The sequence below is a fragment of the Pseudomonas flexibilis genome, from assembly GCF_000802425.1.
Taxonomy (GTDB): Bacteria; Pseudomonadota; Gammaproteobacteria; order Pseudomonadales; family Pseudomonadaceae; genus Serpens; species Serpens flexibilis.
Genome location: NZ_JRUD01000003.1, coordinates 151,437 through 168,947, shown reverse-complemented (window position 1 = coordinate 168,947; position 17,511 = coordinate 151,437). Strand labels below are relative to the sequence as shown.

At 66.1% G+C, this 17,511-nt stretch carries 24 protein-coding genes; all 24 read left to right on the top strand.

All coding sequences use genetic code 11. The features are described 5' to 3' along the window. Window positions 1-101 precede the first annotated feature (101 nt). The 24 genes from SF06_RS03475 to SF06_RS03355 all read left to right on the top strand — a co-directional run bounded on the left by SF06_RS03475 (window position 102) and on the right by SF06_RS03355 (window position 17,507). Window positions 102-1,040, top strand: coding sequence for a GPO family capsid scaffolding protein (locus SF06_RS03475; RefSeq protein WP_039559999.1), 939 nt, complete (start codon window positions 102-104; stop codon window positions 1,038-1,040). After that, window positions 1,040-2,062: a phage major capsid protein, P2 family gene (locus SF06_RS03470; protein WP_039559997.1), complete on the top strand. Its 1,023-nt coding sequence runs from the start codon at window positions 1,040-1,042 to the stop codon at window positions 2,060-2,062. Before SF06_RS03475 ends, SF06_RS03470 begins: the two co-directional genes overlap by 1 nt. Beyond that, a complete protein-coding gene (gene gpM / locus SF06_RS03465) occupies window positions 2,062-2,778 on the top strand; it encodes a phage terminase small subunit (protein ID WP_039559996.1) in 717 nt (238 codons plus the stop codon). The genes SF06_RS03470 and gpM overlap by 1 nt, the downstream gene beginning before the upstream one ends. A gap of 100 nt (window positions 2,779-2,878) precedes the next feature. After that, window positions 2,879-3,310, top strand: a complete 432-nt coding sequence (locus tag SF06_RS03460) for a head completion/stabilization protein (RefSeq protein WP_039559994.1) — start codon at window positions 2,879-2,881, stop codon at window positions 3,308-3,310. After that, window positions 3,307-3,753, top strand: coding sequence for a phage tail protein (locus SF06_RS03455; RefSeq protein WP_039559992.1), 447 nt, complete (start codon window positions 3,307-3,309; stop codon window positions 3,751-3,753). The genes SF06_RS03460 and SF06_RS03455 overlap by 4 nt, the downstream gene beginning before the upstream one ends. After that, window positions 3,743-4,423, top strand: a complete 681-nt coding sequence (locus tag SF06_RS03450; protein WP_039559991.1) for a phage virion morphogenesis family protein — start codon at window positions 3,743-3,745, stop codon at window positions 4,421-4,423. Before SF06_RS03455 ends, SF06_RS03450 begins: the two co-directional genes overlap by 11 nt. A gap of 11 nt (window positions 4,424-4,434) precedes the next feature. Continuing rightward, a complete protein-coding gene (locus SF06_RS03445) occupies window positions 4,435-5,544 on the top strand; it encodes a DUF2586 domain-containing protein (protein WP_039559990.1) in 1,110 nt (369 codons plus the stop codon). Between the two features lie 3 nt (window positions 5,545-5,547). Continuing rightward, complete coding sequence (locus tag SF06_RS03440) at window positions 5,548-5,997, top strand: phage protein (RefSeq protein ID WP_039559988.1); 450 nt, start codon at window positions 5,548-5,550, stop codon at window positions 5,995-5,997. Continuing rightward, window positions 5,997-6,212: a TraR/DksA C4-type zinc finger protein gene (locus tag SF06_RS03435; RefSeq protein WP_039559987.1), complete on the top strand. Its 216-nt coding sequence runs from the start codon at window positions 5,997-5,999 to the stop codon at window positions 6,210-6,212. Before SF06_RS03440 ends, SF06_RS03435 begins: the two co-directional genes overlap by 1 nt. Further along, window positions 6,209-6,514 carry a hypothetical protein gene (locus SF06_RS03430; protein ID WP_039559986.1) on the top strand — a complete coding sequence of 102 codons (306 nt, stop codon included), beginning with the start codon at window positions 6,209-6,211 and terminating at the stop codon, window positions 6,512-6,514. Before SF06_RS03435 ends, SF06_RS03430 begins: the two co-directional genes overlap by 4 nt. After that, a complete protein-coding gene (locus tag SF06_RS03425) occupies window positions 6,511-6,978 on the top strand; it encodes a lysozyme (protein WP_039559985.1) in 468 nt (155 codons plus the stop codon). The genes SF06_RS03430 and SF06_RS03425 overlap by 4 nt, the downstream gene beginning before the upstream one ends. Beyond that, window positions 6,975-7,454, top strand: coding sequence for a lysis system i-spanin subunit Rz (locus tag SF06_RS17695; RefSeq protein WP_052199693.1), 480 nt, complete (start codon window positions 6,975-6,977; stop codon window positions 7,452-7,454). Before SF06_RS03425 ends, SF06_RS17695 begins: the two co-directional genes overlap by 4 nt. Beyond that, window positions 7,451-7,738, top strand: coding sequence for a putative phage tail assembly chaperone (locus tag SF06_RS03415; RefSeq protein WP_039559984.1), 288 nt, complete (start codon window positions 7,451-7,453; stop codon window positions 7,736-7,738). Before SF06_RS17695 ends, SF06_RS03415 begins: the two co-directional genes overlap by 4 nt. Before the next feature lie 20 nt (window positions 7,739-7,758). Next, on the top strand, window positions 7,759-7,902 hold the full coding sequence (locus SF06_RS18495) for a DUF6890 family protein (protein ID WP_437123610.1): 144 nt from the start codon (window positions 7,759-7,761) through the stop codon (window positions 7,900-7,902). A gap of 6 nt (window positions 7,903-7,908) precedes the next feature. Beyond that, window positions 7,909-10,362, top strand: a complete 2,454-nt coding sequence (locus SF06_RS03405; protein WP_039559981.1) for a phage tail tape measure protein — start codon at window positions 7,909-7,911, stop codon at window positions 10,360-10,362. After that, entirely contained in the window at window positions 10,362-10,673 is a 312-nt protein-coding gene (locus tag SF06_RS03400) for a DUF2590 family protein (protein WP_039559980.1), read from the top strand. Before SF06_RS03405 ends, SF06_RS03400 begins: the two co-directional genes overlap by 1 nt. Beyond that, window positions 10,670-11,848, top strand: a complete 1,179-nt coding sequence (locus tag SF06_RS03395) for a baseplate J/gp47 family protein (RefSeq protein ID WP_039559979.1) — start codon at window positions 10,670-10,672, stop codon at window positions 11,846-11,848. The genes SF06_RS03400 and SF06_RS03395 overlap by 4 nt, the downstream gene beginning before the upstream one ends. Beyond that, the gene (locus tag SF06_RS03390) at window positions 11,838-12,359 is read left to right on the top strand and encodes a phage tail protein (protein WP_039559977.1); all 522 of its coding nucleotides are present in this window, start codon (window positions 11,838-11,840) and stop codon (window positions 12,357-12,359) included. Before SF06_RS03395 ends, SF06_RS03390 begins: the two co-directional genes overlap by 11 nt. Before the next feature lie 8 nt (window positions 12,360-12,367). Then, window positions 12,368-14,014: a phage tail-collar fiber domain-containing protein gene (locus SF06_RS03385; protein ID WP_039559976.1), complete on the top strand. Its 1,647-nt coding sequence runs from the start codon at window positions 12,368-12,370 to the stop codon at window positions 14,012-14,014. Beyond that, on the top strand, window positions 14,014-14,397 hold the full coding sequence (locus SF06_RS18230) for a hypothetical protein (RefSeq protein ID WP_139326727.1): 384 nt from the start codon (window positions 14,014-14,016) through the stop codon (window positions 14,395-14,397). The genes SF06_RS03385 and SF06_RS18230 overlap by 1 nt, the downstream gene beginning before the upstream one ends. Beyond that, window positions 14,394-15,308 carry a hypothetical protein gene (locus SF06_RS03370; RefSeq protein WP_039559975.1) on the top strand — a complete coding sequence of 305 codons (915 nt, stop codon included), beginning with the start codon at window positions 14,394-14,396 and terminating at the stop codon, window positions 15,306-15,308. Before SF06_RS18230 ends, SF06_RS03370 begins: the two co-directional genes overlap by 4 nt. Continuing rightward, window positions 15,305-15,814: a baseplate complex protein gene (locus SF06_RS03365; protein ID WP_039559974.1), complete on the top strand. Its 510-nt coding sequence runs from the start codon at window positions 15,305-15,307 to the stop codon at window positions 15,812-15,814. Before SF06_RS03370 ends, SF06_RS03365 begins: the two co-directional genes overlap by 4 nt. Further along, on the top strand, window positions 15,811-16,512 hold the full coding sequence (locus SF06_RS03360; RefSeq protein WP_039559972.1) for a hypothetical protein: 702 nt from the start codon (window positions 15,811-15,813) through the stop codon (window positions 16,510-16,512). The genes SF06_RS03365 and SF06_RS03360 overlap by 4 nt, the downstream gene beginning before the upstream one ends. Beyond that, on the top strand, window positions 16,485-17,507 hold the full coding sequence (locus SF06_RS03355; RefSeq protein WP_039559971.1) for a hypothetical protein: 1,023 nt from the start codon (window positions 16,485-16,487) through the stop codon (window positions 17,505-17,507). The genes SF06_RS03360 and SF06_RS03355 overlap by 28 nt, the downstream gene beginning before the upstream one ends. Window positions 17,508-17,511: the final 4 nt, after the last annotated feature.

The following is a 17,511-nucleotide window of genomic DNA, read 5'->3' as shown; positions in this document are numbered from 1 at the left end:
TTTCACAGATTTAGGAATTTCGCGCAATCGACGCGCTTTTCCGGGGTTGCGGCGCTGCCCATGATGGGGCTCCAAGCACCGTACAGAGCCCCGTCACCCTCATGCCTCGCTCCCTCGTTTCGTACTGGAAACGTGTCGCCACCAGCGGCCCCACCGCTGACGGTCGCGTGATCACGCCGCAGGAGCTGCGGGAAATCGCCGAGACCTACAAGCCCTCTCGCTACACCGCCGTGATCTGGTCGGAGCATGAGCGCTGGATGGGCTCCCACGGCACCGTGTTTGCCGTGCGTCTGGTCGAGGATGACCCCGAGCTGGAATCCGGCCAGGTGGCCCTGGAAGCCCAGCTGAAGCCGAACGATCGCCTGCTGTACCTAAACGACCAGGGCGAAAAGCTGTTCACCAGCATCGAGATCACCCCGAACTTCGCCAACTCCGGCAAGTGCTATCTCACCGGCCTGGCCGTCACCGACCAGCCAGCCAGCCTGGGCACCCAGGAGCTGTATTTCTCCCGCAAGTCCAGCCAGACCGCGTACTTCGCCGCCTCCCAGGAGCTGGGCGCCCTTGACGACTCGCGCCGCAACGCCTCCGAAACGGGCTTGATCGACGCCCTGACCCGCCTATTCAAGCGCTTCGCCGACGGCGCCGACGACACCAAGCCGGCCGACACCCCCCCCACGCAAACCCCAACCGAGAGCAACCCCCAAATGGATGAAGCTACCGCCAAGGCGCTGGCCGCGCTGAGCGAGCAGTTACTGGCTGTCGCCACTGGCCTGCAAGCCATCGTGGTACCGGCTACCGAGGAGGTAGACACCTCCACAACCGAAGAGCAGGTCGCCGCAGTCGAAGAGGCCGTGGCCGAGATCCTCGAAGAGGCCGAAGAGGAACGCGAGTTCAGCCGCCTCAAGAAGGCCAACGCGACGTTGACCGCGCGCATCACCGAACTGGAGAAACAGTTCAGCACCATGAAAAACACCGCCCAGGGCCGCCAGGTGCCGCGCACCACCGGCGCGCAAGCCCCCGCCAAGAAGAAGGTGCTGTAATGAGCCGAGCCCTTTCCGTCGCTGCGCAAACGCAGTACTTCGCCCTGCAGGCCGCCATGGCCGAGTCTTACGGCGTCGAGGATGCCACCCGCATGTTCGCGGTGGAGCCGTCGCTGTCCCAGGAGCTCAACGACCGAATCACCGAGAAATCGGACTTCCTGCAGCGCATCAACGTGGTGCCGGTCTCCGAGCTGAAGGGCCAGAAGGTCATGATCGGCGTCAGTGGTCCGGTCACCAGTCGCACCAACACCAAGACCACCGACCGCGTGGCCAAGGACATGGTCGATCTGGATGCGCTCGGCTACGAGCTGTTCCACACCGAGTCCGACGTCGGCCTGCCGTTCGCCACCATCGACAGCTGGGCCAAGTTCCCGGACTTCCAGCAGCGCTACACCGCCGCCGTTCAGAAACAGATCGCGCTGGACCGCATCATGATCGGCTTCAACGGCATCAGCGCCGCGATCCAGAGCGACATCGTGGCCAACCCGATGCTCCAGGACGTGAACAAGGGCTGGTTGCAGATCGCCCGCGAGCAGATCCCGCAGCAGGTGCTGAGCGAAGGTGCCACACCCGGCAAGATCACCCTGGGCGCTGGCGGCGACTACGCCAACCTGGACGCCCTGGTGCACGACGTGAAGCAGATGATCGATCCGGTCTTCCGCGACGCGGGCGACCTGGTGGCCATCATCGGCAGCGATCTGCTGGCCAACGACAAGGCCAAGCTGTACGCCAACCAGGCCGGCACGCCGACCGAGAAGGAACGCATCGAGGAACAGCAGGTGATCGCCACCTACGGCGGCCTGCCGGCGTTCATGGTGCCGTTCTTCCCGGCCACCGGCGTGGTGATCACCAGCTGGGACAACCTGTCGCTGTACTACCAGGACAGCTCCTGGCGCCGCCATCTGATCGAGAACCCCAAGCGTTCCCGCGTCGAGGACTACAACGGCCGCAACGAGGGCTATGTCATCGAGCAGCTGGGCAAGTTCGCCATGATCGAAGCCGCCAACCTGGAGCTGATCTGATGAGCCTGGCCCTGGCCCATAAGCGCCGCGTGCTGGCGGGTGGTGCCCCCACCCGTTCGGCCCCGGCCACGACTGCCTATACCGCCGCCGATGCCCTGAACAGTCCGGCCAACGCCCATAAGCACCTGAAGCTGATGGAAACCGCGCTGGCCGTTGATCTGGAGCGCATCAGCGCGATCAACAGCCGCGAGCTGCGTCAGCAACTCAAGCGTGACGAGCTGCTGCCCAAGTACCAGGACTACGTGCGCCGCTACCGCGAGAGCGGCCTGAACTACCCCAACCCGGTGCTGATGCATGTGCTGGTCTGGCTGTTCGACACCGCCCAGTTCGAGGACGGACTGGCGTTGGCTCTGTTCGCCATCGAACAGGGCCAGCAGATGCCGGAGCGCTTCAAGCGCCGCGATATCCAGACCTTTGTCGCCGATGAGGTGATCGAGTGGGCCGAGGCCGAGCACAAGGCCGGCCGCAGTCCGGAGCCTTACGTCTCCAACCTGCTGCCGCTGCTCGACGCCTGGGAGCTGTTCGAGCGCATTCCGGCCCGCTACCACAAGCTGCTCGGCCTGCTCGCCATGGACCGTGAGGACTGGGCCGTCGCCATCGAGCACTTCGACCGCGCCGAAGACCTGTATGCCGAGATCGGCGTCAGCACCCGTCGCACCGCGTGCGAGAAGGCGCTGCGCAAACAGCAATCTGACCAATCCAACGACACCAAGTAACCGACTTCCCACCCCCAGCGGGGCCTGTCCTGGCGTTCCGGCTGCTTGCAGCCAGTAACCCCAACGACAGCCACCCCGCCCTATTCCTGGCGACGAGCAGATGAGCTTTTCCGGCAAACCCACCACCTTCGTGGAACAGGCGATCGAGAATGACGGTTTCTGGCCGAACCTCTCCGTGTCCGAGTTCCAGAAGGGCTACCGCCTGCCAGCGGAGTACCTGGTGGAGCTGCTGGTCGCCGACCTGACCACCGCCATGGTTGAGGTCAATCAGGATCTCGACCGGCGCAAGGCCGCTCTGCTCGCGGGGGGCGTCACCGCACCGGACAGCGTTCAGGCGGCCACCTACAAGCGCGCCGTGTATTGCCGCGCAAAGGCCAGCCTGCTGCCCCAGTTCGCAACGGTGAACCGCCGCGAGTCGGCGGAGAACACCGGCAAGGAACTGCCCGAACGCGCCGAAACCTTTCTGGCCTTCAGCCAACAGGCGGTGCGCACCCTGCAGGGGCGCGGCCGGATCACGGCGGTGCTGCTGTGAACAAGCTGCGCGGCCTGACCCGACACCTGCTGGAGCGCCGCCTGGTGCGCGCCGAGCAGCTCGACAGCTGGACCGAGCAGGTCACGCTGGAGCTGCTGTGGAAGCCGACCACCTCCGGCCTGCTGATGGGCAACCAGCGCTACCGGGCGGTGATCGTCCTGGAGCGCTTCGCCGACCATCCGGGCCGCCTGATGGCCCTGGTGGGCAGCTGGCTGGAGAACCACGACGCCGACCGCGACGACGACCTGCCGGCGCCCACCTTCGACATCGAGCCGCTGGACAACGACCTGTTCGACGTGGAGCTGACGCTGGAATTCGTCGAGCCGCTGCACCTGGGCGAAGACCCCACCGGCGAGATCGAGGCGTTCGGCCAGCGCTGGGCGTTCGTGCCGTTCGACCTGTGGGTGGCGGAGCAAGGCGAGGTGGATAGCCATGGCGCGTAGCACCTTCGAGCTGGACGCCCGCGGCTACCTGGGAATCGCCGAGCAACTGGCACTTCTGAACCTGACTCCGCAACTCCGCCGGCGCCTGCTGAACAACGTGTCCAAGCGCGTGCGGACCATGAGCCGGCAACGGATCCGCGATCAGAAGAACCTCGACGGCAGCCCCTTCGCACCGCGCAAGAACCCGGACAAGGCCAAAAAGAAGATGGAGGCCGGCCTGGGCAAGCTGCTGCAGGTGACGCGCGTCAATGCCGACGAGGCCGTCCTGGGTTGGCGGAACGGCTTGACCCGCTGGATTGCCGCGCAACAGCACCACGGTCTCAGCGAGCGCCGGACAGCGGCCCAGATGCGGCGCTGGAACAAAGTGCGCCCTGGCCAAGGCGCTACGGAAAAGCAAGCAAAACGCCTGCGCCGGCTGGGTTTTAGGGTGCGGCAGGCCGGCAAGAAGAGTCTGGTACGGCCTTCCACCGCCTGGATTGTGGAACACGTCCAGTACCAGCAGGCGGGCTTACTGATCCGCATTCTGCAGAACGACAAGGCCGAGTCTTCCGGCGCCCAGAGCTGGGAAATCTCCCTGCCAAAACGCCAGTTCCTCGGTGCTAACCACGACCGCGACACCCGACTCCTTGTGAACCAGGTGCTGCAGCAAATCCTCAACTCTCCCCGCTAACGAGGCACCCTATGGCACTCGGCAAAGTCAGCGTGAACAACCTCAACCTCGGCCAGGGTGCCGTGAGCGAGATTGAGCGCTATTTCCTTTTCATCGGCACCGGCGCGGCGAACACCGGCAAGGTGCTGGCCCTCAATACCGACAGCGACCTGGACGTTGAGCTGGGCGTCCAAACCAGCGAGCTCAAGACCCAGATCATCGCCGCCCGCCAGAACGGCGGTGATCGCTGGGCCTGCGCGGCGCTGCCGCTGGCCCTGATCGACGACTGGGACGAAGCCGTTGACCAGGCGATGCGCAAGGTCTCGCCCGAGGCCATCGTGATCACCACCCCGGTGACCACCGGCGCCGAGCTGAGCGCGATGCACGACAAGGCCATCGCCATCGGCAACCAGTACGGCCGTCGTGTGTTCTTCATGGCCGCCACCGCTGGCATCACCGAGCTGCAGGATTGGTCCGGCTATCTGGCCGAACAGAAAGCCATCGTTGACGGCCTGGCCGCGCCGCGCGTGCTGGTGGTGCCGCAACTGCATGGCAACAACCTCGGTGTGCTGGCCGGTCGCCTGGCCAACGCCGCCGTCAGCATCGCCGACAGCCCGATGCGCGTGGCCACCGGCGCGGTGATGGGCCTCGGCCCGGAACCCAGCGACGCCAACGACGTACCGCTGCCGTCGGCAACCCTGGCCGAGCTGGACAAGGCGCGCTTTTCGGTGCCGCAGACCTACCCGGACTACCCCGGCGTGTTCTGGGGCGACGGCAACATGCTGGATGCCCCGGGCAGTGACTTCCAGGTGGTTGAGTACCTGCGCATTGCCGACAAGGCCGCCCGCCGCGTGCGCCTGCTGCTGATCCAGCGCGTGGCAAACCGCGCCGTCAACAACACACCCAACAGCATGGCCGCCACAAAGTCCGCGCTGATGAAGCCGCTGCGCGAGATGGGCCGCTCCGTGCTGTTCATGGGCCTGCAGTTCCCCGGTGACATCGAGCCGCCCAAGGATGGCGACATCGAGCTGGTGTGGATGAGCAAGACCAAGGTCGAGGCCTACATCAAGGTGCGCCCCTACAACTGCCCGAAGGACCTGACGGCGAACATCGCCCTGGACCTTTCCACCGAGGAGCAATAAGCCATGTCGCGCATTGGCGGTAAGAACTTCGACATCACCCTGAGCGACCTGCAGATCCATGTGGAGACCTGCACGCTCGACATCACCGACAACAGCGCCGTGGCCCAGGACCGTGGCGTGCCCAATGGCCATGTGGACGGCGACGTCTCGGCCAGCGGCGAGTTCGAGCTGGACAGCAACAACTTTGCCCTGCTGATCGAGGCCGCCGGCCGCGCCGGCAGCTTCCGCAAGCTGGACCCGGCCGACGTGGTGTTCTTCGCCAAGGCTGGCACTGAGGAAATGCGCGTCGAGGCCTTCGGCTGCAAGTTGAAGGTTTCCAGCTTGCTGAACATCGACTCCAAGGGTGGCGAGAAGACCAAGCACAAGGTGCCGTTCGACGTCACCAGTCCGGACTTCATCCGCATCAACGGCGTGCCCTACCTGGATGCCACCGAGATCGAGGGCCTGCGCTGATGGCCGACTGGTTCGATCGCGCCCAGGCTTACGAGGAGCGGGACCGCGCGCAGGCTCTGGAGGCGGCGCTGCGCCGCGCCCGCACGGACCTGCCGAGCCGGGAAACCTGCCTGACCTGCGACGAACCGATCCCCGCCGAGCGCCAGGCGTTCGGCGGCGTCATCCGCTGCGTGCCGTGCCAAACCCTTTTCGAGAAGTTCGAGGCTCAACGATGAGCACTGCAACCGCACCTGAAGCCCGCCTGGGGTCCATCGAGCGTGATCTCGCTGTCGTCCAGCATCGACTGCACCAGATCGAGCACCGTCACGAGTCAGTGCCGACGCGCGTGACAAAGTTGGAGCAGCAGTTCGAGCATATGTCCGGCCAGTTGGCTCAGCTCAACGAAGGGCAGCAGGCGTTAACCGATGTAGTAACCGGCATCGGCCGCAAGATCACCTGGGCACTGGCCATCGCCAGTACGCTGTGGGCGATCCTGCAAATGGTCGGCCCAACTTTGCTGCGGGTATTTGTGCCATGAGCCTGCGCACGAAGATCGCCGCCGGCGCCCTGGCCGGTGCCATGGGCATGGCCGGTGCGCTGGTGACCTGGTTCGAGGGACGCAGCCTGGTTGCGTACCTGGACCCGGTGGGCATCCCCACCCTCTGCGACGGCATCACCGCAGGCGTGAGCCTGGGCCAGACCGCCACCGACGCCGAATGCGATGCGCTGCTGGCTGGTGAGCTGGGTGCGGCGCTGGCCGCCGTGGACCGCCACACCCTGCACCCGCAGCCGGACACCCGCCGGGCCGCCCTGGCCTCGTTCACCTACAACGTCGGCGCCGGCGCGTTTGCTCGCTCCACCCTGCTGCGCCTGCTCAATGCGGGCGACGTGGCCGGTGCCTGCGCCGAGCTGAGCCGCTGGGTGTTCGCCGGTGGCCGCGAGCTGGCCGGCCTGGTGCGCCGGCGAGCTGCTGAGCGGGAGCTGTGCGAGGTGGGGTTGTGACCCGGGTCCTGGCCATCCTCTGCGCTGCGCTGGCCCTGGCGCTGTACAGCTTGCACGCCGCCTACGGCTCGAAGAGCGCCGCGCTGGGCGCCGCCCAGGAAAAACACCAGCAGGCCACGGCCCGTGCCGCCAGCCTGGCCGAAACCCTGCGCCTGCAGCGCGCCCTCGCGGCCGAGGCTGCCGCGCTGGACAACCAACACACCCGGGAACTGACCCATGCCAAGGCCGAAAACGACCGTCTGCGCGCTGCTGTTGCTGCTGGCCAGCAGCGGCTGCTCGTCAACGCCACCTGCCAGCCTGCCGGCGCCGCCGGCGTGGCTGATGCAGGAACCCCCGAACTCACTGCCCAGGCTCGACAGGATTATCTCGCCCTCCGCGACGAGCTCGCGCTGAGCCGCCAGATGATCCTCGGCCTGCAGGACTATGCACGCCTGTGCACCGCTTTTCACATCACCGACCCGAGGAATACCCCATGACCGAACGCCGCGAAATCACCCTGACCGTGGGCGACGCCGACTTCCAATTCACCGTGGATGCCGCCGACGTCACCAAGTACTTCAACAGCATCACCCAGACCAGCAAGGTCGCTCCGGCCACCAACCTGCTGAGCAACACCGTGCATCAGGACCAGCGCGCCCCCCTCAAGGGCCTGCTGAAGAACCCCGTACTGGCCATGCAACTGGCCGGCGCGCTCCTGGAGGAGTACAGCCCGGACGTTGAGATCACCGTAAAAAAGCCCTCGCCCACGCTGAACGACTGAGCGAAAGCGGGCTGAGCCAGCTGGTGGCACTGACCACTCGCTGGCTACCCGGCCAGCAGCCCACCGTGGAAAACATGGGCACCGCCAAGTGGCTGGAAGAAGAGTACTGGAAGCGCATGGAGTATGCCGTGGCCAACGGCATCGCCAGGGCGCTGAACGGGTAGGAACCGATGGCAGATCGCAGCACCAGGCTGGACTTCATCCTGCACCTCAACGACATGGTCAGCGCCCCGTTGGCCAAGGTGAAGATGGGTTTCAGCGAACTGGCCGAAAAAGGCCAGCAGAACATCACCCAGATGGGCGTAGGCCTAGCCGGGATGGTGGGCGCCGGCGTGGCCATCACCGAAGCGATGCAACCTGCCTTGGAGATGAACCGTGCGCTGGCGGACGTGCGATCGCTTGGCGTTGCCGAGGACGCCCTGGACGCGCTCAACAAAAAGGCGCTGGCGTTCTCGGTGGCCTATGGCGAGAACGCCCAGGCATTCGTCGCCTCGGCCTACCAGGTCGAGGGGGCCATCAAGGGACTGACCGGCAGCCAGTTGGCCACCTTCACCCATGCCTCCAACGTGCTGGCCAAGGCCACCAAGGCCGATGCGGCCACCATGACCAGCTACGTCGGCACCATGTACAACCTGCACAAGAACCAGGCCGATGCCATGGGCAAAGGCGCCTGGGTCAACGCGCTGGCCGGCCAGACCGCGCTCGCGGTGCAGCTGTTCCGCACCAGCGGCGAGCAGATCGGCGAAGCCTTCAACGCGGCCGGCGGGCTGGCCAGCACGGCAGGCGTGTCGCTGGCCGAGCAGATGGCCGTGCTGGGTACGGCTGCCAGCACCATGGACGCCGGTACCGCCGGCGGGGCCTACAAGGCGTTTTTCGAGAACGTGGGCGCCGCCTCGGAAACCCTGGGCATGTCATTCACCGACAGCACCGGCCGGCTGCTACCAATGCTGGACATCGTCGAACAGCTCAAGGGCCGCTTCGGCGACCTGAGCGTGGCGGCGAACTCCGACTCACTGGCGCAAGCATTTGGCGGTGAGGCGGCGATGCTGCTGACTCGTCTGATGGGCGATACCGACCGGCTGCGCAACGGCATGGACAAGCTGGGCCAGGTGCGCGGGCTGGAAGCGGCTGAGCAGATGGCCAAGGGCATGGTCGATCCATGGCAGCAGTTCGCCGCGGCGGTTCAGGCACTGCGCATCGCCATAGGCCAGGCGCTGATGCCGATCCTGACGCCGCTGATGGAGCGGCTGACAGGCATTGCCTCCACTGTTACCCGCTGGACCGGACTGTTCCCCAACATTACCCGCGCGGTTGGTCTGGTGGCTCTGGCGATGCTGGGAATGGCGGGTGCGATCGGCGCTGTGACATTTGCCGTGGCCTTGGCGAAGACGGCCTGGCTTGCGTTTTCGACAGGCCTGCTTGTCAACCCTTTGACCTGGATCGTGATCGGCATCGTCGCGGTAGCGGCAGCGGTTGTTTGGCTGATCAGCCGCTGGGATTCACTGGTGGCCTCGTTTGGCGACACTGCCTGGTTCCAGGCCCTGATCACTGTGCTGACGCCGGTGGTGCTGCTGTTCCGTCTGTTCGGCGCGCTGCTGGGCGGTCTATGGGACGGGCTGGTTGCCGTCGTCGCTTACGGCATTCAATTCGTGGCCTGGTTACTGCAACTGGAGGCGGTCACCACCGCTGCCAAAGCGATCTGGGACGGCTTCGTCTGGGCGCTCACCAACATTTCCCCTTTCGCGCTGCTGGGCGATGCCATCAAAGGCCTGATTGGCCTGCTCAATAAGATCCCGGGCGTGAACATCGACACGAGTTTCGGTGGAGCTCCAAAGATCCCCGGCGCGGATCTGACCCAGCCTCAACCCGGGGAAAGCGTCCTCGCGCCGGACATCGATCCGCTGTCTGCAATTCCGGAGATGCCCGCGCAGGTCCTCCAGGTCGAGCCCGCCATGGGTGCATTCGCGGCGCCGCAACTGCCGGAGACCACCCTGGGTATCGGCACCGCCATCGACCCGCTGCCGGCGGTACCGGAAATGCCGGCGCAGGCACTAAACATCGAGCCCGCCATGGGCGCACTCGCGGCGCCGGCGCTGCCGGAAACCACCCTCGGCATCGCCACAGCCATCGACCCGCTGCCGGCAGCACCGGACATGCCAGCGCAGGCCCTCCCGATCGAGCCGACCATGGGTGCGCTCGCAGCGCCGACGCTGCCGGAAACCACCCTCGGCATCACCACGGCCATCGGCCCGCTGCCGGCAGTACCGGACATGCCCGCGCAGGTCATCCAGGTCGAGCCCGCCATGGGTGCATTCGCGGCGCCGCAACTGCCGGAGGCCACCCTGCGTATCGGCACCGCTATCGACCCGCTGCCGGCGGTACCGGAAATACCGGCAGCGGCTCTGCAAATGGAGCCCTCCATGGGTGCGCTGGAATCGGAACAGCCAGCCAGCCTGTCGCCTGAGCGGCCCACAGCCGTACCCAAAGGCGGCTTGCTCAGCAGCATCCAGAACACCACCAACAACCAGAGCAAGGGCACCCACGTCGAGCGGGTGGAGATCCATACAGGCAAGGAAATGAGCCCCTTGGCCCTGGAACAAATGCTCAGCATGGCGGTGGGCTGATGTACGTCGACCTTCTGATTCAGGGCAACGACCTGGTGCTTGATGCCGGCAGCCTGCCGCAACTGGTGGACGGCCGGGCCAGCATCGCTCAGGACATCGTCCACATGCTCCGCGACAGCGGGCTGATGGTGAAGCTGGTGGCCGAGCGCGACCGCTTTCGCCGGCGAGACTGCCTGTCGCAGATGGAGCTGCTGCTGGAGGCTGACGTGCGCCTGGTACCGGGTACAGCGGAGATTATGGAGCGCGAGGGCGGCCTCTACCTGGTCACCGCGCGCACCGTTGATTTCGGACCTATCGAGGTAACACTGTGAGCGTTGATTTCAACCAGGTGCTGCGCGACGCAGGCATTCCCACCACCGACGCCGAACTGCGCGCCGAGTGGGAAAAGGAAGTGAAGGCCCAAGGCAGCACCCTGAGCAACACCAGCGCCTGGTCGCCGTTCTGGCGCATCATCACCGCCCTGGTCACCAAGCCGGTGCTATGGATGCTGGGCTTTGTCAGCAACACGCTGCTGCCGAACCTGTTTGTAAAGACCGCCACGGGTGCCTGGCTGGATATGCTGGCCTGGGCCTACGACATCGAACGCAAGGCCGCCGCCAAGGCACAGGGCACGCTGCTGTTCAGCCGGGCCGGCAGCAGCGGCACGCTGGAAGTCGCGGCCGGAACCCGCGTGCAGTCGCCCAGCATCAACGGCCGGGTGTACGAGCTGGTCACGCGCGAGTCGCGCACGTTCGCTGACGGCCAGGTCCAACTAGAGATCCCGGTGGTGGCCACAGAAGCTGGAAGCGGGCACAACCTCGCCCCGGGCTATTACTCGATCCTGCCGGCACCGGTACCAGGCATCACCTTGGTAATCAACACGGATGGATGGCTGGCCAAGCCGGGCGCCGACGCCGAACCGGATGACGAACTGCGCCTGCGAGTGCGCAACCAATTCAGCGCCGTGAACCAATGGCACACCGACGCGGTGTACCGCGCCATGATTGCCTCTTTCCCGGGCGTGCGCGCGGACGGCATCTTCTTCGACCACAGCGCACCGCGTGGCCCAGGCAGCGCCACGGCTTATGTGCTGTTCGAAGCGAACGCCCCGGCCGCAGCCTACCTGCAGCAGATTAATGCCCACATTCGCGATTCCGGCAACCACGGGCTGGGCGACGACATGCAAGCGATGACCATGCCCGAGACGTTGCATGACATCGCCCTGCAAGTATGGCCGGTGCAGAACCTGACCGAGCTGCAACGCATGGAGCTGCGTGGCGGCATCGAGCAGTTCATCCGCGCGGCCTTCCGCGAAAGCAGCGCCCACGACTACCAGCCAACCCTTACCTACCCGAATTCCCGCTTCAGTTTCAGCCGGCTGACTGAGGAGCTGCACGCCCAGTTCCCGCGCATTGCCTCGCTGAAGTTCGCCACCGACGACATCGTGTCCGCCCTGGCCATCCCGCGCATCAGGATGCTGGTTGTGGAGTTCGCCAATGAAAATTGATCTGCCGGTGTGGCTGAGCGGCCCGGAGATCTCGAAGCTGCGACGCGCGGCCGAAGCCTGGTGGACCCGGGCGCAGGGCTGGTTGCAGTGGCCACTGCAACAGATCGATCCCGACACCTGCCACCCAACCATCCTCGATCTATTGGCCTGGCAGCGCGACATCACCCGTTTCAACGGCGAGCCCGAAAACCTCTACCGCCTGCGGGTCAAGCACGCCTTCATCAACTCTCTGGACGCAGGCACTACAGCCGGGCTCAAGCGGGTGCTGCAGCGCCTCGGCATCGGCTACGTCGATATCGAGGAACGCATTGACGGACGCGATTGGGATGTCGTGCTGCTGCACCTGAGCGACGGCCAGCTATCCGCCAATCCCGAGCTGCTGCGCGTCCTGGTGCAGCAATACGGCCGCACCTGCCGCCGCTACGACTTTGTAACCATCACCCCGGTGCGCCTGCATATGGCCCTGGTGGATTTCAACGACGACCAGCAGACGCTGGTCGCCAGCCTGTAGGAGCACTCATGGCTGCAAGCATTACCCTCGCCGGCGAAAGCCTGATCGCCCAGAAGCAGGATGCCCGGGAAGTCCTGGACATCAATCGGTTCGTCTTGGCCATGGTGCCCGGCCTGGATCCCAACAGCCCGGTCGATCGCGCCGCAGGCATGCCCCCGGCGGACCAGATTGTCGGATCCTGGCCGTACACCCAGAAGGGCTATGTAAACCCCAACCAGGTGGTCTACAGCCTGATGCTGGGCAGCGACATCGGCGACTTCGATTGGAACTGGATCGGCCTGCAGACGGCCGAAGGCGTGCTGTTCGCTGTGTCCTACGTGCCGGTGCAACAGAAACGCCGCAACATCCCGCCGCTGCAGACCGGCAACAACGTCACGCGCAACTTCCTAGTCTCGTTCGATGGCGCCCAGGCTCTGACGGCGATCACCATTGATGCCGCGACTTGGCAGCATGATTTCACCGAGGCGCTGCGCGCAAGACAGCCACTCCACGAAAACCTGACAGCGCTGGCCAGCCTCACCGGCGCCGCCGATCGCATGCCCTATTTCACCGGCGCCGGCGCGCTGTCCCTGGCCGTTCTGACTGCAGCGGCCCGGACCTTCCTGGCCGCCTCTACCCAGGCGGCCCAGCGGACGGCACTGAACCTGTTCACCGACGCATCCGGCGTGGTGACCGAAGGCAGCGGCGCGCTGCCCAACATCGTCAGCCTGCTGCTTCAGTCCGCTACCGCAGCGGCCGCGCGCGCAACCCTTGGCGCGGACGATGCGGGCAACCTGACCAAGGGCACGATCCCGGCCGCGCGGGTGCCGATCCTGAACCAGTCCACCACCGGCAACGCCGGCACCGCAACCAAGCTGCAAACGGCGCGCACCCTGACCGTGGGCGCGACGGGCAAGGCGTTCAATGGCGAAGCACCCCTGAGCTGGACTCTGGCCGAAATCGGTGCCCAGGCGGCCCACGCGAACCTGGCGGCACTGGCTGGCCTCACCGGCGCCGCCGATCGCATGCCCTATTTCACCGGCGCCGGCGCGCTGTCCCTGGCCGTTCTGACTGCAGCGGCCCGGACCTTCCTGGCCGCCTCTACCCAGGCGGCCCAGCGGACGGCACTGAACCTGTTCACCGACGCATCCGGCGTGGTGACCGAAGGCAGCGGCGCGTTGCCCAACATCGTCAGCCTGCTGCTGCAGTCCGCTACCGCAGCAGCCGCGCGCGCAACCCTTGGCGCGGACGATGCGAGCAACCTGACCAAGGGCACGATCCCGGCCGCGCGGGTGCCGACCCTGAACCAAAGCACAACCGGAAACGCGGCGACGGCAACCAAGCTGGCCACCGACATCACCATTAATGGCGTGAAAGTTAACGCGGGTTCGAATGCAACTATTACTGCAGAAGCAACATCAGCATCCGTAATGGCCGCAAATGCCGCCGCTGCCGTAGGAGCAGTAGGAACCTATGCATTCTTGCTGCTCGGCGGTCAATCGACCGGAGTACGAAAAGAGCCGGGATCAACTGTTGCAGGTTCTGGTTGCAGGTACACCGCTGTCGACGGGACCGGAAGCACCAGTCCGGCTGGAACGTGGAGTGTTATGGGATGGGCAGGCGACGCGGACGGGGGCGGGCAAAACAGTGTCACTCTATGTAAGAGGATTGCTTAATGGATGCTCGTGAGCTGCGTTTCAACAAGTACGGCTCTGTCGATTGTGAACTAGAGCACCCGGACTTTGGCTGGATCCCATTCACTGCGTCGCCAGATGATCCAGAGAAGCATGGCCGCGAGCTGTATGAGCGGATCGTGGCTGGAGATTTCGGGGATATTGCCCCGTATGTTGAGCCGGAGCATGTCCCCTTTACGCTGAATCAAATTCAAGAGCTTCGCCGCATTGCCTACATTTCAGAATCCGACCCGATCAAGAACGAGGCAGATTACGACGCCCTGGTGAACGGCACCGCCCCCGACTACACCGCCTGGCTCGCTGCCGTCGCTGCGATCAAAGCCCGCTACCCGCTGCCGGCGGCCCCTGAGCCAGAGGTCGCATGACCTGGTTTCCCCTATCCCTCACCTGGCCGGCCCAATCCACCCAGTGGCTGGCCGCGCTGAACGCTCCGCTGGCCCAAGCCGGTGGCGAGCTGGACGCGGCGGCCGGACGACTGGATGCACTTGCTGGCAAAGCCAGCACCGAGCCGAACCCGACAGGCGCGGCCGCATCCGGCGCGATCGCCAGTAGCCGCCAGGGCCTGACCGGCCTGCTGGCTGATGTGGCGGTGCTGACCGTGACGCCCTTTCAGCATGGTGTCGGCCAAGGCAGCGGCATCCAACGGCACCTGTCGGCGCCCAACCTGCTGCAGCACATGGCTGGCCAGCTCACCACCGGTGGGGATCCGCATCGACCGATCGGCCGGCAACACGGGCTGGCCATCCTGGTGCTCGGTACCGAGCTCGGCCAGTTGGCCCAGTCCCTGGCTGTGCTGAACGCCGTGCTGCCGCTGCCGGCCCTGCAACGGGCCGAACGCCGGGCGGGGCAGCTGGCCCGCCTTGAAGGCGAAAAGTGGCTGATGCCGGCCAGCGACACCGCGCCGAAATGGCGTGCTCGAGGACTGCAACGCAGCACATGGCCACGTCAGGCGCAGCAGGCGATATCCGCCCAGGTGGCCGCACTGGGAGGCTACGCGGTCGACACCCAACCCGTCGCCGAACTGGTCGCCCTGGCGGACCGGAAGGCGGTACGCCTGCAAGCCCAGGCCCAGCACCTGGCCACCCTGCAGGCCGAACTCGCCGGCGGCGGCACCACCCTGCGCGCCCACTGGCTGGGTGAAGGCGAGCCGGCCGAGCTTCGCGATGCCCTGCTCGAGGGCGATGCCCCCGGCCATGAATGGGGCCTGTGCGCCGGCGTGCTGCTGGCCGGCCCGCAATCGGCCGTGACCTACCTGAAGGAGTTGTTCGGCGCATGACCCTGCTACTCGACGGCGAGCAAATCCGCGGCAAAAACATCAAGGTGACCGCCAACCTGCGCATCGAGGAGGACGACCTGTCCGGCCAGTCCAGCAACAGCGCGGCGGCCCATAAGGGCTTCAAGCCCAAGACCCTCACCGTCGCCATGCAGGTGCGCTTCCAGGAAAGCGCCGACCTGCGTTCCACGCTGCGCCTCGCCGAAGCCACCGACGCCGGCGGCAAGGCCAAGGTGTACCGCATCGTCAACGACACCGCGCAGGCCTTCGGCATTCGTCAGGTGCGCTTCAGCGACAATTTCAGCGCCCGGGAAGACGACAGCCTGCGCGCCTGGATGGTGTCGTTCACGCTCGTTGAGCACCTGTCTGTCGCCGAGCGCGTGGAGTCCAGGCGACCGGACGGTGACGCAACCGCGCAAGGCCCTGGCGGGGTCTCCGAAACCGAGCCGGGACAGGAGCTCACAGCCTTCGAGAAAGTCCTCAAGCGCGTGGACGAGGCTCTGGCATGAAGCTGAACCGCGCCCTGCGCGTAGCCGGCCAGCCCATCCAGGTGGTCAGTGAGAACATCCGCCTGGATCTGCACACCCCCGGCCGGGCGGTGTTCACCGTCCAGGGCGGCGAGCCACTGCGTGGCCTGGTGACCTTCGACATCGGCTACAACGACCAGGCCCTGCAACGCCACTTCATCGGCTACGTGGAAAGCTGCACGGCTGCGGGCGATGGCCAGCAGGTCCTGGCCTGCCGCGAACTGGCGGCGGTGCTGGCCAACCCGATGCCCTTGAACCTGCGCCACACCGACCTGCGCGGCGTGCTCGATGCACTCCAGGAGCTGACCGGCCTGACCTTCCACTGCCCAGAGCGCCCCTACAGCACCACCCCGGCGCCCTACTTCTACAACCTGGGCAACGGCTACCACGCCCTGGACAGCCTCGCCGACGTGTTCGCCGTGCCGGATCTGATCTGGCAGCAGCAGGGCAACGGCGAGATGTTCGTGGGCAGCTGGGCCGACAGCTTCTGGAGCTCGCGGCCGCTGCCCCTTCCCGCCTCGATCTTCGACGACTACCAGGGCAACCAGAGTGCCCAGATTCCCGCCCTGCCCGGTGTGCGGCCGGGCGCCACCTTCAACGGCGGCCTGCGCATCACCACGGTGACGCTGGCCGGCAACACGATGGCCATCAAATGGAAGAAGCAATCCGCCGCAGCGTAGAGCGGCAATTCCCCGAGCTGACCGGTGCCTACCATCTGCCCCGCTTCGCGTTGGTGGTGGGCGTGCCCGACGCGCCGGCCGAACACGCGATCGCCAACGACTTCCGCCCCCGGTACGCGGTGGACGTCCAGGTGCTGCTGCCCAACGGTGAACCCGACCCGGATCTGCCCACCCTGTACGCCCTGCCGCTGCCGGTACCGAGCGGCGGCCAGGAGCGCGGCCTGTTCGGCTTTCCGGAGCCCGGAACCCTGGCGGTGATCGGCTTCGCCTACGGCCTGCCCAATCGCCCGTTCATCCAGCAGATCCTCGCCCACAACCTGAGCCTGCCGCGCGTGCCCGACGGCGACCTGGTCTGGCAGCACAGCGAGGCCTGCCAGCAGCGGGCCGATGCCGATGGCAACTGGATGCGGCAAACCGACGGCCGGATCCGCGATGACTCCCTGGAGCGCGAGGTGTCCGCCCAGGCCAACGCCGAGCGCTACCAGACCACCGACATCGAGGTCGACGACCACGCCACCGAGCGGGTCGGCGGCATCAAGCGCATCGAAGCCCTGGGCGCACTCAAGCTGCTGTCCGGCGGCAGCGCCACCCTGGGCGGTGTGGACGATCTCAACCTGGCCACCGGCCGCGACCTCAACCATGCGGCCGCGCGCGACCTGAAGACCACCGTCGCCGGCAAGGCCACGACCACGGTCGGCGCCGAGGCCAGTACGACCATCGGCGGCAACCTCCAGGAGCAGATCGAGGGCCTGCGCCAGAGCCTCGCCGCCGGAGGCCAGCGCCTGGAAGCCCCCACCACCTGGCTGGGTTCAGACAGCGTCAACGTGCTGCAGGTGCTGCTCGACCTCATCGACCTGGTGCAGCAAATGAACACCCAGCTGGCCGGGCACGGCCACCCTTCCCTGAACGCACCGCCCAGCACTGCTGCCGCCTTTACGACCAACGCCTCGACGGCGCAGCAGCTCAACGGGCAGTTGGCCCCCATCACCGCATAAGCAA

Coding starts and splice junctions, on each gene's coding strand:
- SF06_RS03475 (WP_039559999.1), top strand. CDS start 102: ATGCCTCGCTCCCTCGTTTCGTACTGGAAACGTGTCGCCACCAGCGGC.
- SF06_RS03470 (WP_039559997.1), top strand. CDS start 1,040: ATGAGCCGAGCCCTTTCCGTCGCTGCGCAAACGCAGTACTTCGCCCTG.
- gpM (WP_039559996.1), top strand. CDS start 2,062: ATGAGCCTGGCCCTGGCCCATAAGCGCCGCGTGCTGGCGGGTGGTGCC.
- SF06_RS03460 (WP_039559994.1), top strand. CDS start 2,879: ATGAGCTTTTCCGGCAAACCCACCACCTTCGTGGAACAGGCGATCGAG.
- SF06_RS03450 (WP_039559991.1), top strand. CDS start 3,743: ATGGCGCGTAGCACCTTCGAGCTGGACGCCCGCGGCTACCTGGGAATC.
- SF06_RS03445 (WP_039559990.1), top strand. CDS start 4,435: ATGGCACTCGGCAAAGTCAGCGTGAACAACCTCAACCTCGGCCAGGGT.
- SF06_RS03440 (WP_039559988.1), top strand. CDS start 5,548: ATGTCGCGCATTGGCGGTAAGAACTTCGACATCACCCTGAGCGACCTG.
- SF06_RS03435 (WP_039559987.1), top strand. CDS start 5,997: ATGGCCGACTGGTTCGATCGCGCCCAGGCTTACGAGGAGCGGGACCGC.
- SF06_RS03430 (WP_039559986.1), top strand. CDS start 6,209: ATGAGCACTGCAACCGCACCTGAAGCCCGCCTGGGGTCCATCGAGCGT.
- SF06_RS03425 (WP_039559985.1), top strand. CDS start 6,511: ATGAGCCTGCGCACGAAGATCGCCGCCGGCGCCCTGGCCGGTGCCATG.
- SF06_RS03415 (WP_039559984.1), top strand. CDS start 7,451: ATGACCGAACGCCGCGAAATCACCCTGACCGTGGGCGACGCCGACTTC.
- SF06_RS03405 (WP_039559981.1), top strand. CDS start 7,909: ATGGCAGATCGCAGCACCAGGCTGGACTTCATCCTGCACCTCAACGAC.
- SF06_RS03400 (WP_039559980.1), top strand. CDS start 10,362: ATGTACGTCGACCTTCTGATTCAGGGCAACGACCTGGTGCTTGATGCC.
- SF06_RS03390 (WP_039559977.1), top strand. CDS start 11,838: ATGAAAATTGATCTGCCGGTGTGGCTGAGCGGCCCGGAGATCTCGAAG.
- SF06_RS03385 (WP_039559976.1), top strand. CDS start 12,368: ATGGCTGCAAGCATTACCCTCGCCGGCGAAAGCCTGATCGCCCAGAAG.
- SF06_RS18230 (WP_139326727.1), top strand. CDS start 14,014: ATGGATGCTCGTGAGCTGCGTTTCAACAAGTACGGCTCTGTCGATTGT.
- SF06_RS03370 (WP_039559975.1), top strand. CDS start 14,394: ATGACCTGGTTTCCCCTATCCCTCACCTGGCCGGCCCAATCCACCCAG.
- SF06_RS03365 (WP_039559974.1), top strand. CDS start 15,305: ATGACCCTGCTACTCGACGGCGAGCAAATCCGCGGCAAAAACATCAAG.
- SF06_RS03360 (WP_039559972.1), top strand. CDS start 15,811: ATGAAGCTGAACCGCGCCCTGCGCGTAGCCGGCCAGCCCATCCAGGTG.
- SF06_RS03355 (WP_039559971.1), top strand. CDS start 16,485: ATGGAAGAAGCAATCCGCCGCAGCGTAGAGCGGCAATTCCCCGAGCTG.